The sequence below is a fragment of the Kitasatospora sp. NPDC001683 genome (assembly GCF_053596495.1).
On the sequence record NZ_JBSFGK010000026.1, the window covers coordinates 1 to 16,645 of the forward strand.

General features: G+C 72.3%; 12 protein-coding genes. 9 read left to right on the forward strand and 3 right to left on the reverse strand.

Annotation, left to right across the window (positions count from 1 at the left end):
• Positions 1 to 187: 187 nt before the first annotated feature.
• Positions 188 to 1,111, forward strand: coding sequence for a VOC family protein (locus ACWCYO_RS16315; protein WP_270142756.1), 924 nt, complete (start codon positions 188 to 190; stop codon positions 1,109 to 1,111).
• 227 nt (positions 1,112 to 1,338) lie between these two features.
• Here the strand turns inward: ACWCYO_RS16315 and ACWCYO_RS16320 are convergent, their stop codons facing one another.
• Positions 1,339 to 2,202: a helix-turn-helix domain-containing protein gene (locus tag ACWCYO_RS16320; RefSeq protein WP_270142758.1), complete on the reverse strand. Its 864-nt coding sequence runs from the start codon at positions 2,200 to 2,202 to the stop codon at positions 1,339 to 1,341.
• A gap of 639 nt (positions 2,203 to 2,841) precedes the next feature.
• Between ACWCYO_RS16320 and ACWCYO_RS16325 the strand changes: the two genes are divergently transcribed.
• From ACWCYO_RS16325 to ACWCYO_RS16360, 8 genes are all read left to right on the forward strand, one after another.
• A complete protein-coding gene (locus tag ACWCYO_RS16325; RefSeq protein ID WP_449784573.1) occupies positions 2,842 to 3,300 on the forward strand; it encodes an SsgA family sporulation/cell division regulator in 459 nt (152 codons plus the stop codon).
• Between the two features lie 124 nt (positions 3,301 to 3,424).
• Positions 3,425 to 6,172, forward strand: a complete 2,748-nt coding sequence (locus tag ACWCYO_RS16330) for a helix-turn-helix transcriptional regulator (RefSeq protein ID WP_270142762.1) — start codon at positions 3,425 to 3,427, stop codon at positions 6,170 to 6,172.
• A gap of 119 nt (positions 6,173 to 6,291) precedes the next feature.
• Positions 6,292 to 7,029: an alpha/beta fold hydrolase gene (locus tag ACWCYO_RS16335; RefSeq protein WP_270142764.1), complete on the forward strand. Its 738-nt coding sequence runs from the start codon at positions 6,292 to 6,294 to the stop codon at positions 7,027 to 7,029.
• Positions 7,030 to 7,092: 63 nt separating this feature from the next.
• On the forward strand, positions 7,093 to 8,346 hold the full coding sequence (locus tag ACWCYO_RS16340; RefSeq protein ID WP_270142766.1) for a sugar ABC transporter substrate-binding protein: 1,254 nt from the start codon (positions 7,093 to 7,095) through the stop codon (positions 8,344 to 8,346).
• On the forward strand, positions 8,318 to 9,241 hold the full coding sequence (locus tag ACWCYO_RS16345; RefSeq protein ID WP_449784574.1) for a carbohydrate ABC transporter permease: 924 nt from the start codon (positions 8,318 to 8,320) through the stop codon (positions 9,239 to 9,241). The genes ACWCYO_RS16340 and ACWCYO_RS16345 overlap by 29 nt, the downstream gene beginning before the upstream one ends.
• 19 nt (positions 9,242 to 9,260) lie before the next feature.
• The gene (locus ACWCYO_RS16350) at positions 9,261 to 10,079 is read left to right on the forward strand and encodes a carbohydrate ABC transporter permease (protein ID WP_270142768.1); all 819 of its coding nucleotides are present in this window, start codon (positions 9,261 to 9,263) and stop codon (positions 10,077 to 10,079) included.
• 118 nt (positions 10,080 to 10,197) lie between these two features.
• Positions 10,198 to 11,154: an AraC-like ligand-binding domain-containing protein gene (locus ACWCYO_RS16355; protein WP_270142769.1), complete on the forward strand. Its 957-nt coding sequence runs from the start codon at positions 10,198 to 10,200 to the stop codon at positions 11,152 to 11,154.
• 183 nt (positions 11,155 to 11,337) lie between these two features.
• The gene (locus ACWCYO_RS16360) at positions 11,338 to 14,073 is read left to right on the forward strand and encodes a helix-turn-helix transcriptional regulator (RefSeq protein ID WP_449784575.1); all 2,736 of its coding nucleotides are present in this window, start codon (positions 11,338 to 11,340) and stop codon (positions 14,071 to 14,073) included.
• Positions 14,074 to 14,181: 108 nt separating this feature from the next.
• Here ACWCYO_RS16360 and ACWCYO_RS16365 read toward each other — a convergent pair whose 3' ends face one another.
• Together ACWCYO_RS16365 and ACWCYO_RS16370 are read right to left on the reverse strand one after the other, a co-directional pair.
• Positions 14,182 to 15,153 (reverse strand): alpha/beta hydrolase, encoded by a 972-nt coding sequence (locus ACWCYO_RS16365; RefSeq protein ID WP_449784576.1) that lies wholly within the window; start codon positions 15,151 to 15,153, stop codon positions 14,182 to 14,184.
• A 60-nt stretch (positions 15,154 to 15,213) separates the two neighbouring features.
• Positions 15,214 to 16,242, reverse strand: a complete 1,029-nt coding sequence (locus tag ACWCYO_RS16370) for a helix-turn-helix transcriptional regulator (protein ID WP_449784577.1) — start codon at positions 16,240 to 16,242, stop codon at positions 15,214 to 15,216.
• Between the last annotated feature and the right edge of the window lie 403 nt (positions 16,243 to 16,645).

Here is a 16,645-nt window from a genome sequence, read left to right on the forward strand (position 1 = left end):
GCCAGCCCCCCCACCCACCACCCGCCCCCGGGCCGCCCCCCCCCCCCCCCGCGGGCCCCCCCCCCCCCCCCCCGCCCCCCCGCCCCCGGCCCCCCCCCCCCCCCGGCCGGGGGGGCCCCCACCACTGACCCGCGCCCGGCGCCCGTTCCCCACGGGCGCCGGGCGCGCACCACGACCAGGAGGTCCCGTGAAGCTTCGATTCGCCCGACGCGTGGTCCCGTTGGTGACGGCGGTCGCCGCACTGGCGGCGGTCCCCACCGCCTCGGCCACCCAGAGCAGCCCGGCGAAGCCGCCGGGCACGCACCTGGACTTCGCCGTCGGCCCGCAGTACGACACCACCCACGTGTACGTTTCGCCGGGCACCGAGCAGGCCTTCGTGACCAGTTGGACGTCCACCTTCGGCGGCACCACGATCGGCCCGGTCTCCACCCAGGTGACCCCGACACCCAGCCGGACGCTGTCCGAACTGATCGTCTCGCCGGTCGGCACGCTGTCGGTGTTCGACTACACCACGCCCGTGCCGTACCCGTTCGGCACCGAGCGCACCGGCTGGCTGGTGACCGACCTCGACCAGGCGGTCCGAACCGCCCGGGCCGACGGCGCGGCCGTCACCGTGGCGCCGTTCGCCGACCCGATCGGCCGGGACGCCGTCGTCCAGTTCCCCGGCGGGGTCAACGCCCAGCTGTACGTCCACACGACCGCGCCGTCCTACCCCGCCCCGGCGAGCGTGCCGGAGAACCGGATCTACCTGCCGCCGGACTCCGTCCGCGCCTTCTTGGACAGCTACCTCGCCTTCACCCGGGGCCGCGTCGTCTCCGACGACCGGCGGGCCGACGGCGCCGCCATCGGCCTGCCCGGGACGACGTACCGGCTGATCCGGCTCACCTCCGGCTTCGGCGCCACCACCGTCGCGGTGACGGACGGCCACCTGCCCCACCCGTTCGGCCTGGAGACCACCGGCTACGGCGTACCGGACCTCGGCGCGACCCTGGGCCGGGCCAGGGCGGCCGGCGCGACCGTGCTGTCGGGGCCGGTCCGCGCGGACGGACGGGAGAGCGCGATGGTCCGGTTCCCGGGCGGCTACGTCGCGGAGATCCACGCCGGCCGCTGACCCCCCGGACCATGCCCGGCGCTGCACCGCCCGTCCTCACCAGGACCGGCGGTGCAGCGCCATGTGCACGGTGCCGACTATCTGTGACAACGCGGCCCGGGCGGTGCCCGCCGGGCAACACGCGCCGAGCGGCGGCACCCGCAGAGCGTGTCCTCACCCGCCCCCGGAGACACTTCGGCCGGGCTTCGGGGGTACGGCGGCCGTTCGGATGGCACCGGGTGGAGGGATCAGGAGGCGGAGTGGATCCCCTCGGTCCGGGTGGCGTAGGCCTGCCACTCGCGGGGCGAGACGCCGAAGGCGTCGCGGAACGCCCGGCTGAAGTGGGAGTGGCTGACGAAGCCCCAGCGGTGCGCGACGGCGGACACACTGGCCTGCCGACGGGACGGGCGCCCCAGCTCCCGACGGCAGGCCTCCAGCCGACGCCGTCGCACCCACTGTCCCACGGTCATCCCGTCCTGCTGGAAGAGCTTGTGGAGGTAGCGCACCGAGATGTGGTGCGAGCGGGCGATCGATCTGGGCGAGAGGTTCGGGTCGGCGAGGTTCTGCTCGATGTGGGCGCGGATCCGGGACAGCAACTCGGTCGCGCCGTTGGGGTGTTCCGGGTCCTCCCGGGCGAGCAGCTCGGTCACCAGGATGGCGACGATGTCGGAGGCACTGAGCGCGAGGTGGTGGCCTGGCCGGGCCCGGTGGGCCCGCGCCTGGGTGGCCAGGATGCGGAGGAACTGGAAGGCGAGCGAGCCGATCCCCTCGTTCCCCCGCGCCACCAGCCCGCCCGCGCGCCGGACATCGCCCTGCCGGACGCCCAGGTAGAAGCAGGGGATGCGGAAGCGGACCATCCGGCACTCGGAGTCCTGCAACAGGCCCGCCGGGTGGGGGGTGGCACTGATCAGCAGGTCCCCCGGGGCCAGCACGGTGCTGGCCGCGCCGCGTCGAACGGAGGCCGCACCGTGGACGTGCAGGGCGACGTAGAGGCAGTCCTCGGGATCGGTTCCGGGCGGCGGCGAGAGGATGTCGATGCAGCCGTTGCCGCCGCCGCGGGCGACCTGGTCGAGCAGGTGGGTTTCGGCTTCGGGCGCGGGGGTTTCGAGCATGGGCGAGGGACCCGACTGGTTCACGGGAAACTCCGACCGGTTGGAAGTGGTGCTGTGCGGATGCTGGCGAGGGCGGCTCGCCGCACGGCGGGGCGGCGGCGCCGGCAACGGGGCGCTCAGGAGGGGAAGTTCTTCTGGCGCCATTCATACAAGGAGTGGAACGGCTGGACAAACATTCAACAAACCGAGGTTCCAGCGGCTCCACCCGACCCGGACGACGCCCATGCCGAGTGGCACCCACTCCTCGGAGAAGGCCTTGACGGCACCTGGAGCGGAAGACCAAAGAGCTTGCAGGGCAGCTAAGTTCGGCCACTGGCACCGGAGCGACGACGGTCGGTGGGACCGCCTGACCGCGCCGCTCCCCGACACCGGGCACGCCCGCGACGAACCCGCTTCCCGCCCGGCCCGGCGGCCGGGAAGGTGCACGGGCCGTCACGTCGCCGTGCACCACCAGAACATCCCCGCCGCCCCCCTTTCCTAGCCTGGACGGCGGATCCGCCGCCTCCGTGTCCACGGCGGTTCCCGGGGGCGAGGCGGGACCACTGCGCCACCCCGCGCGGCCCCACCCACCCACCTCCCGCGCACCGGCGCCCGGCACCCGCCCCGACAACGACCCCGATACCGACCCAGGAGAATCCATTGCCTGCCCACCAGTCGCGGCCCAGCGCCTCCCAGCCCCGCCCGGAGGCCGCCTGCACCGAGATCCTCCTCGACGCCCGACTCGTCCTGGGCGAGCACGAGTCCTTCGACGTCCCCGTGCGCCTGGGCTACCGCAGCGACGACCCGATCGCCGTCGCGCTCGAGTTCCTCGGCCCGGCCGCCGAGGCGGGCGTCTGGCAGTTCTCCCGCGACCTCCTCTGGGAGGGACTGCAGCGGCCGGCCGGCCACGGCGACGTCAGGATCTGGCCCCCCTGCACCTGCCACGGCCGGGCGGCCCTGCGCGTCATGCTCCGCAACCGCGACGAGGTCGTCCTGATCGACCTCCCGTCCCGTCAGGTGCGTCGCTGGCTCCGCCGGGAGACCTTCGCCCTCGTCCCCCCGGGTACCGAAGCCGACGCGATCGACTGGGACGCCGTGCTGCCCGGCCACACCGGCTGAGGGTCCCGCTGCCACCACCTGCGGTGCAGCGGCCGACCACCACCGCGTACCCTCTGGAAGCCTGGGACAACGGCGCGGCCGGAACCCGACTGCGGTCGGCGTGGGTGGACGGGAAGAAGCTCGAATGGCAGGGTCAGGCGGTCCGCTGTCCCATCGCGGTCTGCGCGGCCGGGAGGCCGAACTCGCACGGCTCCAGGCGCTGATCACCTCGGTGGCCGGCACCGGGAGTGGCGGACTGGCCCTGATCCAGGGGGAACCGGGCATCGGCAAGACCACCCTTCTCGCCGAGGCCGCCTCCCGGGCCGCCGCGGCGGGGTTCTCCGTGGGCCTCGGCAAGGCCGATGAACTGCACCACATCGTGCCGTTCTCGTCGCTGGCGGCCAGCATCCTGCACGGCGACCGGCCGCTGCTGTCCGGAGACGACCTCGCCGATCTCGCCCGCGGCCACGACCAGCGGATCTGGCTCGTGGAGCGCCTGGCGGAGGTGATCGAGGCCCGGGCCACAGACGCGCCGGTGCTGATCGGTCTGGACGACGTGCAATGGGCCGACGCGCTGAGCCGCTTCGCCCTGCAGCAGTTGCCGACCCGCCTGCGGACCTCGCCGGTCCTGTGGATGCTGACTGCACGCCGGGAGCCGGCCGGCCCGGCCGAGGAGATCGTGGCGGCCGCCGCCGGCGGCCTTCCCACGGTCACGGTGCCCCTGGGCCCGCTGTCCGGCGCGGCCATCGGTCAACTCGCCGACGACACGCTCGGACCGGCGGTCGAGACGTGGGTGCGGGACCTGCTCGACGGCGCCGGCGGGAACCCGTTCCTGGCGGTCGAGATGCTGGCCGGACTGCGGGCCGCCGACGCCTCGCAGGACGTCATGCCCTCCCGGCTCGTGGTCGGCGTGCGCGGCAGGCTCCGGTCCCTGCAGCCCGACACGCTGCGCTTTCTCCAGATGGGCGCGGTGCTGGGCCGCCGGTTCGGCTTCGACGACGCCGCCGCGCTCTGCGACCGCCCGGCCGCCGCCCTGCTCCCGGCGCTCGAGGAGGCGGTGCGCGCCGGGCTCCTGGACGACGACGGCGACCAGTTGGTCTTCCGGCACGATCTGCTGCGCCAGGCGGTGTACGCCGACATCCCGCCGTCGGCCCGCAAGGCCCTGCACCGCGAGGCCGCCCGCCGCCTGGTCACCGCGGGCCGGCAGCCGGCTGACGCCGTGCCGCACATCCTCCGGGGCGCCGTGCCCGGGGACGAGGAGGCCGTGGCACTGCTGCGGCGAGCGGCCGACGACGTGCTGGCCGTCACCCCCGGCCCGGCGGCCGACATGATGTTGCGCGCCCTCGAACTGTCGCCAGCAGCAGGAAAGTTGAAGTTCGATGTGGGCGAGCAGACGATCCTCTGCCTGGCCCGGGCCGGCCGCAACCGCGAGGCGCTGGAGACCGGCGACCGGCTCTTGGCCGACCGGCCTCCACTGGACACCTTCGGCCGGCTTCAGTCCGCCCTGGGCGGGGCGCTGTGGACCATGGACCTCGCCGAGGAACTGCGCCGCCGGGCCGAGACCGCGCTCGCCGCGGGCGGCTCCGCCCCGGAGATCTGCGCCCGGCTGGCCGCCCTGCGCGCCCTGGCCCTGTCCCGGGGCCGTGACCTGGCCACGGCGAGGGAGGCCGGCGAGACCGCGCTGCGGACCGCCACCGCGATCGGCGACCGGGAGGCCCATGTGCTGGCCCTGTCGGGGCTGGGCGAGATCGCGCTGAACGCGGGGGAGAACGCGGTCGCGCTGGAGCGCTTCGCCGCGCTGAGCGCCATCGACTCCGCCTTCCTCCCCGAGGAGGTCGTCGCGCACGTGCATGTGGACGACTTCGCTTCCGGTGAGCGCCTGCTCCTCCGGGCGGCGGACCGGGGCGGCACGGTGCGTCAGGCCATGCTGCTGTGGGCCCAGGGCCAGCACGACCTGGGGCTCGGCCGACTCGACGACGCAGAGGCCGACTTCGTGACCATGGAACGCCTGGAGGACGAGGTGCGGGTGCCCGTCCAGCAGGTGAACGGTCGGGTGATCCGCTCCCGGATCGCCCTGCTGCGCGGCGACCGCGAGGCGGCCCGGGAGCACCTGCTAGCCGCCCGGGAGCAGCTGGCCGTCAAACCGAACCCCGGTAACACGGCCGCGGTGCACTTCCTGGAGGCCGTCCACGCCGAGGCCGACGGGGACGTCGCACTCGCCGTCGACCGGATCCGCCGGGTTCAGCAGCAGGGGCCCTTCATGCGGTGGCGCCTGCTGCGCGACTGGGTCGACGCCGCGGTCCGGATGTCCCTGCGCGGCGGGGAGCGGCAGCTCGCCGAGGACCTGGCCGCGCAGGCCGAGGCCCACGCCGGACGCAACCCGTCCGTGCCGACCGCCATCGGCGTCGCGGCGCACGCCCGTGGGCTCGTACGGAACGACCCCGCCGTGCTCGAACAGGCCGTGGACCTGCTCGGGGCGAGCCCCCGCCCGCTGACCCGGGCCGCTGCCCACGCCGATCTCGGCCGGGCCCTCCTGGGCGCGGGGCGACGACGCCGGGCGGCGGCCGCGCTGGCGCACGCCCGGGACACGTTCGCCGAGTCGGGCGCCCACGCCGCGGCGGCACAGGTCCAGCGCGTCCTGGTGGGCGCCGGGGCCGACACCCGTCGGACGGCGACCGTGCAGCGCCCCGTCCAGGGCTGGGGTGCCCTCACGGCCTCGGAGGAGAAGGTCGCGCGCCTCATCGCCCAGGGCCACACCAACCGGTCGGCCGCCGACGTGCTGGTGGTGTCCCCGCACACCGTCAACACCCATCTGACGTCCGTGTTCCGCAAGCTGTCGATCGGCTCCCGGGTCCAGCTCGCCAACCTGGTCGCCTCCCTGCCCGAGGCCTGAGCGGGCTCGTTGGTACGTCCACGCGATGCCCGCCACGGCCGGACCGGCTTGGCTGGGACATCGCCCCCTGTGGGACATCGCCCCGTCCCCACTTCCCCGCCCAGTCGAAGGTCACCGGCATGCACAGATCCACCCCCGTTCCGCCGACCGTCGTGCTGGTGCACGGGGCATTCACCGACGCCTCGTCCTGGTCCGAGGTCATCGGCCCGCTGCGCGCCGCCGGTTTGACGGTGCACGCCCCCGCGAACCCGCTGCGCGGCCCGGCGCATGACGCCGCGCGCGTCCGTAGCCTGCTGCGCGAGCTCGACACCCCCGTCGTCCTGGTCGGCCACGGCTACGGCGGCGCGGTGATCACCCAGCCGACCGATGACGCCGACCAGGTGGTCGCCCTGTGCTACGTCGCCGCGTTCGCCCTGGACGCCGGCGAGTGCGTGCTGGACATCACCAACCGCTTCGCCCCCTCCCCGATGGCCGACGCCACTGTCACCACAGCCTTCCCCTCCCGCCCCGACAGCGAGGTGTACATCCACGCGGAACGGTTCCGGCAGCTGTACGCCGACGACCTGTCACCCGCGGCCGGGCAGGCGCTTGCCTCAGCACAACGCCCGATAGCCTGCGACGCGCTGACCGAAAGATCGGGCTCGCCGGCCTGGGCGGACAAGCCGTCCTGGTACGCCATCGCGACCGCAGACCGGATGCTCAACCCCGCCGCCCAGCGCTTCATGGCCCAACGCATCGCGGCCACCGAGTACGTGCTGGACGCCTCGCACGCCGTCCCGCTCTCGCGGCCCGAAGCCGTGGTGGCGATGATCCGGGAGGCCACCGGGCACGCCACGGGTACTCCCGGGGGTGTTTAATATGCGTTCGAACGGAAGGGTCCGATTGGACCCCGACCCCAGGCACCCGGCAAAGGCACCAGCATGACCTCACCGGCCAGATCGTCGGCTCGGCGGATCGCCGCCCTCCTGACCGGGCTCCTCCTCCTGGCGCCGGCCGCCACCGGATGCGGTGACCGCACCGGTTCCGGGCCGTCCGGGGGCGAGGTCACCGCCATCACCGCGCTCGACTACTACACCGACCAGGCCGAACACGCCCAGTGGGGCGACCTGCTCACCGCGTGCGGGCGGACGGTCGGGGTGCGGGTCGAGCAGACGAGCGTCCCGGGGGCGTCCCTGGTCCCCAAGGTCCTGCAGCAGGCGTCCTCACGGACCCTCCCCGACCTGCTGATGCTCGACAACCCCGACCTGCAGCAGATCGCCCGGACCGGCGCACTGGCCCCGCTGGACGGCTACGGCATCGACGCCGACGGCTTCGCCCCGGGCATCGCGTCGGCGGGCAGCTACCAGGGCAAGCTGTACGGGCTGGCCCCCAACGTCAGCACCGTCGCCCTGATCTACAACAAGGACATGCTCGCCGAGGCCGGCGTCGCCGTCCCGAGGACCTGGGACGAACTGAAGGCGGCCGCGGCTACGTTGACCCGCCCCGGGCGCTACGGCATGGCGGTCGACGCGAACGCCACCTTCGAGGGCACTTGGCAGTTCCTGCCCTTCCTGTGGTCCAACGGGGGCGACGAACGGCAGTTGGACACCCCCCAGGCCGCGCAGGCGCTCCAGCTCTGGGTCGACCTGGTGAACAGCGGCTCCATGTCGAAGTCGGTGCTGAACTGGACCCAGGCCGACGTCCACGACCAGTTCGTCGCCGGACGGACGGCCATGATGATCAACGGCCCATGGCGCATCCCGGCCCTGGAGCAGGACGCCGACCTGCACTGGGGAGTGGCTCCCGTCCCGGTCCCCCGGCTGGGGCAGTCCCCGGTCACCCCGCTCGGCGGCGAGGTGTGGACCGTCCCGCAGAACCCTTCCAAAGCCCGGCAGCAGAAGGCCGCCCAGGTCCTCGCTTGCCTGAACTCCCCGTCGAACATGCTCACCCTGGCCCAGGAGCACCACACCGTGCCCTCCCGCACCGCAGTGGCCGCCCAGCATGTTGAGGCGAACCCGTCGATGGCCGCCTTCGCCCAGAGCGTGGCGGTGGCGCGCGCCCGTACCAGCGAGCTCGGCGTCGAGTGGCCCAAGGCGGCGACGGGGATCTACACCGCGATCCAGTCCGCGCTGACGGGCGAACAGACGCCGGAGGAAGCCCTCAGCCATGCGCAGCAGACCGCCACAGGCCGCTGACCCGTCGCCGGTCCGACGCGGGGACCGCTGGACCCGGTGGCTGTTCGTCGCGCCTGCTGCGGCGTACCTGCTGCTGTTCTTCGGCTACCCGATCGCCGACAACGTCGTGATGAGCTTCCAGCAGTACACCGTCACGAGCTTCTACACCGGTGACGCCCCGTTCGCGGGCCTGCGGAACTACGCGGCGGTCCTCTCGTCCTCCGCATTCCCCCGGACCCTGCTGACCACGGCCGTGTTCACGGCCGGCTCGGTCCTGGGGCAGTTCGCCCTCGGCCTGGCCTTCGCCCTGTTCTTCCGACGCCGTTTCCCGCTCGGCGGCGTGCTGCGGTCACTCCTGCTGCTGCCATGGCTGCTGCCGCTGGTCGCCTCCGGAACCACCTGGAAGTGGATGCTCGACCCCGACACCGGAGTCGTCAACGCGGTGCTGCGCGGCCTCCACCTCACGTCATCCGGCGTTCCCTGGCTCACCGGCACCTCCCAGGCCCTGCTGTCGGTGGTCCTGGTCAACACCTGGGTCGGCGTCCCCTTCAACACAGCGATCCTGTACGGCGGTCTGCAGGACATCCCCCCGAACCTGTACGAGGCGGCGAAGCTGGACGGCGCCGGCCCGCTGGCCTCGTTCCGCCACATCACCTGGCCCCTGCTGCGGCCGGTGGTCAGCGTGGTGCTCGTGCTGGGCGTGGTCTACACCGTCAAGGTGCTGGACGTCATCCTGGTGGTCACGGGCGGAGGGCCGGCCGGGGCCACCGAGACCATCGCCACCCAGTCCTACGAACTGTCCTTCCGGCAGTTCGACTTCGGGCGCGGCGCCGCGATGAGCAACCTGCTCATCGTCCTCTCGCTGGTGTTCGCAGTCCTCCACCTGCGCGCCGACCGACGTGCCCGGACCGTCTGACCGTCTGAGAGGCGCTCCCGTGAAACGCCCACCCGGCCGCGGCGGCCCGCTGTCCACCCTCGTCGGGATCGTCCTGCTCGCGCTGATGCTGTTCCCCGTCTACTGGATGGTGAACGCCTCCCTCCAGCCGGCCGGCAACACCCTGCGCGGAGGATGGTTCCCGCTCCACCCGGACCTCAGCGGATACGCCACCGCGCTGCGCGACCAGGGGCGCAACCTCGTCACCAGCCTCGTGGTGGCTCTCGGCAGCGCGCTGCTCAGCCTGGCTCTCGCCGCACCGGCGGCCCACGCGCTGGCCCGGTTCCGCCTGCGCGGCACCAAGGTCGTACTCCTCGGCATCCTGACCACCCAGGCGGTGCCGAGCATCGTGGTGGCCGACGCGCTCTACGGCGCCTACAACGACCTGGGGCTCCTGAACTCCCACCTCGGGCTGGTCCTCGCCGACTCCACCGCCGGCGTCCCCTTCGCGATCGTCGTCCTGCACTCGTTCATGCGGAGCATCCCCGAGGAGGTCATCGAGGCCGCGCGGATGGACGGCGCCGGCCGACTGCGCGTCTTCCGCTGCGTGGTGCTCCCGTTGAGCCGGAACGCACTGATCACAGCCGGCGTCTTCACCTTCCTCCTCGCCTGGAGCGACTTCCTCTTCGCCCTCACCCTGACCACCACGGACACCGTCCGGCCGATCACCCTGGGCGTCTACCAGTACCTCGGCGCCCACACCAACCACTGGAACGCCGTCATGGCCACCGCCGTCATGGCCTCCGTACCCGCCGCCGTCCTGCTCGTCGTCGCCCAGCGCCACGTCACCGGGTCCGTCGCCGGTGCGGCCGACAAATGAGGGCCACCCCGATCTAGTAGGTTCACGCGATGCCGCGCCCCGGGCCCACTGGCACGGTGGTCCGGAAGGCGCAGCGGTGGACGGGCCACCGGTGGCCGACCGACCCGAGAGGAACCCGGTGCCCGCATCTCTCTCCACCGCGCGACTGTCCGCCTCCGACCGGGCGGAGCGCTGGCACGAGGCGGTGTCCCACGCCTTCGTGCCGATGGCCGTGGACCTCCTGGAGGAGGTACCGTCGCCCGGGACGATCGTCGGCCACCAACTCGGCCCGATCCGGATATTGCGGGTCCAGGCGGGACCGCAGGTGGCGACGCGCACCCGGCGCATGATCGCCGACGACGGCCCCCCGTCGCTGATCCTCAGCCTGCAGGAGCGCGGCACCGCGCTCAAGGAGCAGGACGGCAGGGAGTCGGTCATCCGGCCGGGCGAGTTCTCCATCACCGACACCTCCCGGGTCTTCCGCAAGAAGATCGAGGAGAAATTCGTCTTCACCTCCTTCCACTTCCCCCGCGCCGAGTTGGACGTCCCCGAGCGGGACCTCCGAGCCCTGACCGCCACCCCCTTCAGCGGAGCCGAGGGCAGCGCCGCCCTGGTCGCCGCCTACCTCTCCCGGATGGCGCGCGAGGCACAGGTCCTGGACGAGGTCGTCGGCCGCCGGGCCGCAAGCACCGCACTCGACCTGCTGGCCCTACTGGTCGACGACCGCTCCGGCCGCTCCCGCCAACAGGCCCCGCGGAACGCAGCCTCCCTGGAACGGGTCAAGGACCACATCCTGCGCAACCTCCGCGACCCGGACCTCTGCCCGTCCACGATCGCGGAGGCCAACTTCATGTCGGTCCGATTCCTCCACAAGCTCTTCCACCTCGAAAACACCACGGTCAGCAGCTGGATCCGCGCCCAACGCCTGGAACGCTGCAGCCGCGACCTCCTCCGCCCGGTCGCCGCGGAACTCGGCATAGCAGGCATCGCCCGCCGCTGGGGCTTCGCCAACTCCAGCCACTTCAGCCGCGCCTTCCGCGCCGCCTACGGCATGCCCCCCAGGGACTGGCAGATCAGCAGCAACCAGGCACGATGACCCTCCGCGGCCCCGCCGGGGAACGGCTCCTTCCTTGACCTGGGGCTATGTTACGTTCGGGCCGTGAGGCGAGGGTTGTTCTCAGCCGAGTGAAGGTGTGTCGGGACGCAGGTCCCGAGGGTGAAGTCATCCCCACCGAGCGGGCCGACGCTCTCGCGGTGGTGACTTCGGACGGGGGACGCGTTGTACGGGCGTGATGACGAACTGCGGTTCCTGTCCGGCTTTCTCTCCCGCTGCTTCGACGGAGCCGGCGACGCCCTGCTGCTGCGGGGTGAGGCCGGCATCGGGAAGACCGCCGTCCTCGGCGCAGCCCGGGAAGCCGCCCTCGCACACGGCGGCCGGGTCCTGTCAGCGCTCGGCGTGCAGTCCGAAGCCTCCGTTCCCTACGCCGGGCTGCACCAGCTGCTCGCTCCGGTCCTGCCTGACCACACTCCGTCACTCTTGGAGCCCCAGCGGCAGGCCCTGTACGCGGCCTTCGGCATGAACGACAGCGCCGCGCTCGGCATGTTCTCCGTCGGGCTGGCCTCACTGGAGCTGATCAGCAGCCTGGCCCACGAAGCCCCCGTCGCCCTGCTGATCGACGACGTGCAGTGGATCGACCGGGCGAGCAGCGAGGTGCTCGCCTTCGTCGCCCGACGGCTCGAAGGCGAGCGGGTCGCCCTGCTCACGGCCGTCCGCGAGGGTCACGAGAGCGCACTCGACGACGCCGGCCTGACCGAGATGCAGCTCCACCGGCTCGATGACGACGCGGCGGCGGCGCTCCTGCAGGCGCGCACGCCCGGGCTCGACCCTTCCCTCGGTCAACGGATCCTGGCCGAGGCCGCCGGCAATCCGCTGGCGCTGGTCGAACTGCCGACGGTGCTGCGCGGGGACGGAAGCGTCCCGTCGGCACTGCTGCCCCTGGTGCCGACCACCCGCCGCCTGGAGCGGTCCTTCCTCGCACGCGCCTCGGACCTGCCCGAGCTCACCCAGACCGTCCTGCTGGTCGCCGCCGCCGACGACGGCGCCGACCTCGCGGAGATCATCGAGACCGCGAAGGGCCTGGTCGGCGGCGACCTCTCGGTCGCCGCCCTGGAGCCCGCCGTCGACGCGGGGCTGCTCGAGATCCGCGGGCCCGAGGTGCACTTCCGCCACCCCCTGGTCCGCTCGTCCATCTACCACGCGGCCGGCCCCTCCCGTCGGCTGAGCACGCACGCGGCACTGGCGAAGACGCTGGCCGGACAGCCCGAACGCAGGGCCTGGCACCGTGCGGCCGCGACCCCCGGGGCGGACGACGACGTGGCGCTCGACCTCGAACAAGCCGCCCTCAGAGCACTGAGCCGAGGTGCCCCACGAGCCGCGGCCGAGGCGCTGCGACAGGCGGCCCTCCGCAGCCGACCCCACACGCACAGGGGCCGGCTCCTCCTACGCACGGCAGAGATCAACTTCGAACTCGGCGAGGCCGCCACGGCACGCCAGCAGCTCGCCGAGGCACAGTCCGCGGAACTCCGGACCGAGGAGAGGCTGCGCCTCACCCTGTTGAGCGAGGTACTGAACCACGAGAGCTGGCTCAGCCCCGAGCGGGTGAGGGCGTTCGCCGACGTGGCGGACCAGCTGGCCGGTGCCGACAGCGCGGGCGCCGTACTCGCGCTCAACGCGCTGTGGCCCCTGTCCATCAGGTGCTGGCACGACAACCCGACGCAGGAGACCCGCGACCTCTTCGTCCAGGCGGCACGGCGGCTGCAGCGGCACGACAGCGACCCGATGGCCCTGTCCGTCGCCGCCCTGGGCGACCCCGTCGGTCAAGCGGCCCGGATCATCGACACGACCAGCCGGATCGCCCCGGGGACCGTGGACGACCCGGCCGAACAGCACGCCCTGGGCTCCTCGCTCACCGGGATCTGGGCGCTCGACCTGTCCTGGCCCTACCACAGTGCCGCCGTCGACGGCCTGCGCCGGCAGGGACGCCTGGGACTGCTCGGCGAAGCCCTCGTGTGCCAGGCGTGGGCCGCGCTCCACCTCGGCAAACACCGGCTGGCGCACACCGCGGCGGACGAGTCCCGGCGGCTCTCCCGCGACACCGGCCGATCCCTGTGGGCGTGCGCCGCCGACCTGGTACTGGCCACCCTGGCGAGCGAACGCGGGGAGTCCGACACCGCGGACGAACTCATCCGGAGGGCCGAGGCGGAACTGCTCTCCGCCGGAGCGCACTCGATGCTCGGATTCGCCCAGTTCGCCAAGGGGCGTCACGCCATGGCCAACAAGCTGTACAACGACGCCTACGAGCAGTTGACGCGGGTGCTGGATCCGGCCGACATCACCTACCACCCGGTCCTGGGCGTCTTTGGCGCCGCGGACCTCATCGAGGCCGCGGTCCGCACCGATCGCACCGACGAGGCGGCGCACCATCACGCCCGGCTCAGTGCGCTGGCCGAGAAGACGACCGCCCCGCTCCTGAAGGCCATGGCCACCCGCACCCGCCCCCTGATCGTCGCCCCCGACCGGACGGAGGCCTCCTACGTGCAGGCCCTTGAGGACAGGCTGCTGGTCAACTGGCCTTTCCACCGGGCACAGTTGCAGCTGTCCTACGGCCGGTGGCTGCGCCGCCAGCGCCGCATCCTGGAGGCCCGCCGACCCCTGCGGGCGGCCGTGGACAGCTTCGACGCGCTGGGCGCCACCGTCTTCGCCCAGGACGCGCGGTCCGAACTGCGCGCGGCGGGCGAAGCAGTCCGCAGGGCCGCACCGCCCACCGGGGACACCCTCACCCCGCAGGAACTCCAGATCGCCAGAATGGCGGCGACCGGGATAACCAACCGCGAGATCGGAACCCGACTGTTCATCTCCCACCGCACGGTGGGCCAGCACCTGCGCCGCATCTTCCAGAAGCTCGACATCACCTCCCGCGGCCAGCTGCACCTGGCCGACCTCGGCGGCGAATAGCCCTGCTCCTCCCCGCTCGCCGACACCCCCGATGCGCCTCCCGACCACGTACCGACGATGCCGCGAGCACCGGTGCCTGCCCTCGCGGGGCGCGTACCGGCGACCGGGTCAGGCGCCGTAGAGGGCGGCGCGCAGGGTGTCGGCAGCCAGTGTGATGGCCGCCTCGGCCGCGCAGGTCCCGCGCAGGGCGTCGAGCACCACGAAGTCGTGGATGGCACCCGTGAACCGCACGGAGACCACCGGGACACCGGCCGCGCGGAGTTTGCCCGCGTAAGCCTCGCCCTCGTCGCGCAGGACATCGGCCTCGGCGGTGATGATCAGAGCCGGTGGCAGCCCGGTGAGTTGCTCGGTGGAGGCGCGGAGCGGGGAGGCGGTGATCCGGGCGCGCTCGGTCTCGTCGGTCGTGTACTGGTCCCAGAACCACCGCATGCCGTCGCGGCGCAGGAGGTACCCGGTGGCGAACTGGTGGTAGGAGCCGGTGTCGAAGGCGGCGTCGGTCACCGGCGAGAACAACAGCTGGTACACCAGCGGAACATCACCGCGCTCGTTGGCCATCAGCGTCAGCGCGATGGCCATGTTCCCGCCGGCCGAGTCACCGGCGACCGCGATCCGCGTGCCGTCCATCCCCTTCGCCGCACCCTGCCGCACGACCCACTGGGCGACGGCGTAGTTCTGCTCGATGGCGACCGGGTAGCGGGCCTCGGGTGAGAGGGCGTACTCGGGGAACACCACGGCGGCCTCGACACCGACGGCCAGTTCACGGACCAGACGGTCGTGCGTCCGGGCACCGTCGAACACCCATCCCGCACCGTGCAGGTAGAGGATGACGGGGAGGGCGCCCTCGGTACAGGCGGGCTTCACGACCCGCACGCGAACGCTGCCGGTCGGACCGCCCGGTACGGTGATCCACTCCTCCTCGATCACGGCCTTGGCGACCCCGCAGTCCTGCATCTCCTCGACGGCCTTGCGCCCTTCCGCCGGGGGCAGCTCGAACAGGTAGGGCGGGCGGGTGGTGGCTTCCGCGAGGGCGGCTGCCGCCGGTTCGAGCACCGGTTGGACCGGCTCGACGGCACCAGGCATGCGGGTTCTCCCATCCTGTACGTGAGATGTCGGTGGGACCGGCGTGACGGCGCCGGACCCTCAGGAAGGCATCGGGGGCGTACGTTGTTGCCACGCTATGTCGCCGGGCGGGGGGCACTGCGCCAGGAGTGCACACGACTGTCCCCACGGCGCAGAGCCGATTGAGGCCGTGCCAGGAACGCCGAGAGCGCCGGGAGTCGACACCCCTGTGTTCGCGCGGTGTCCTGCGGCAGCCCGCGCGCCCCTCGGAGGCGGCGTTCCCGGCCGGCCGGGCGTCCGTGGCCCTGCAACCGCCGCGACCGTCCGTGATCGCGACAGGGCCTGCCATTCGCTGGGGCTCATGCCGTATTCTTCCCGGAAAACGCGACTGAAGTGCGACGCGCTGACAAAGCCCCAACGGTTCGCCACTGCCGAGACGGCGATCCTGCGGTTCGGTGTGCGCCTCAGGTCGTGCCTGCAGGATTCCAGCCGGCGCTGCCGCAGCCACTGACCCACCGTGATGCCCTCGTGCTGGAAAATCTTGTGGAGGTAGCGGACCGATATGTGGTTGGCGCGGGCGATCGAATACGGCGAGAGGTCCGGATCCGTCAGGTGTTTCTCGATGTAGTTCTGGATCTGCGCGATCAGTTCGCTACGGGCTACCGTCGAAAGGTCCTCCCGCTCCGTCTGGAGAAGTTCCATGACGAGGACGACGAGAAGATCCACGGTGGTGCGGGTGAGCCGGTGGATGGTCTCCGGACTGTGATCCTGCACCCCGGTGGTGAGCTCGGCCAGACAGCTCGACACCAGTGCACCCAAGCCGTCACCGCCTCCCGAGATCATTCCCGTGAGGCGATCGCAGTCCGCTTCCGACAGCTCCAGAAGGCGACGGGGCAGACGAAGGACAGCAACCCGGCCGTCATCGGCGAACCGCGGGGTGCGAGACCGGCCAGGATCGCAGAAAACGAGGTCGCTCGCCTTCAAGGGGATCTCGTCACCATCGCTGGTGATCATCATCGAATCGTCGACCGCCCGTGCCAGATGGAAAAACTCCTCATCCCTCAGAGGCATCGGGGAGACGGCCTGGATATGCCAGGACATCGTCGTCATCGATTTTCTCCTGTCGAATCGCGACCCGGAAAGCAGCAGGACCCGCACATCCATCGCGCGGTCGAGGCCGACACCCGCCTCGACGGCCCGGTCGCGAGCGGGTGTGGCGGCGGCGAGGCCCGCGGCCGTTCCCAGCGTCAGGACACGCCGCCGCAGGCGGCCTCATGCACCTCACTGTGGCAGGGAGCCCTACGCACAGGCATGCGTCACATGACCGTCGACACGACTACGCACCCGGCCGTTCGGCAGGCGCGCCTCCCCACGGCAGCTGACACGACGCAACCCGCGTGATCTCCGGGCCGCGATTCCAATTCGGTTACGCACCATCCGGCCGCCGTCGGATCAACGAACCGCGTCCAGTTGTGTGAGCAACCGCGTCGCACCACCACGTCACGAGGGCGTC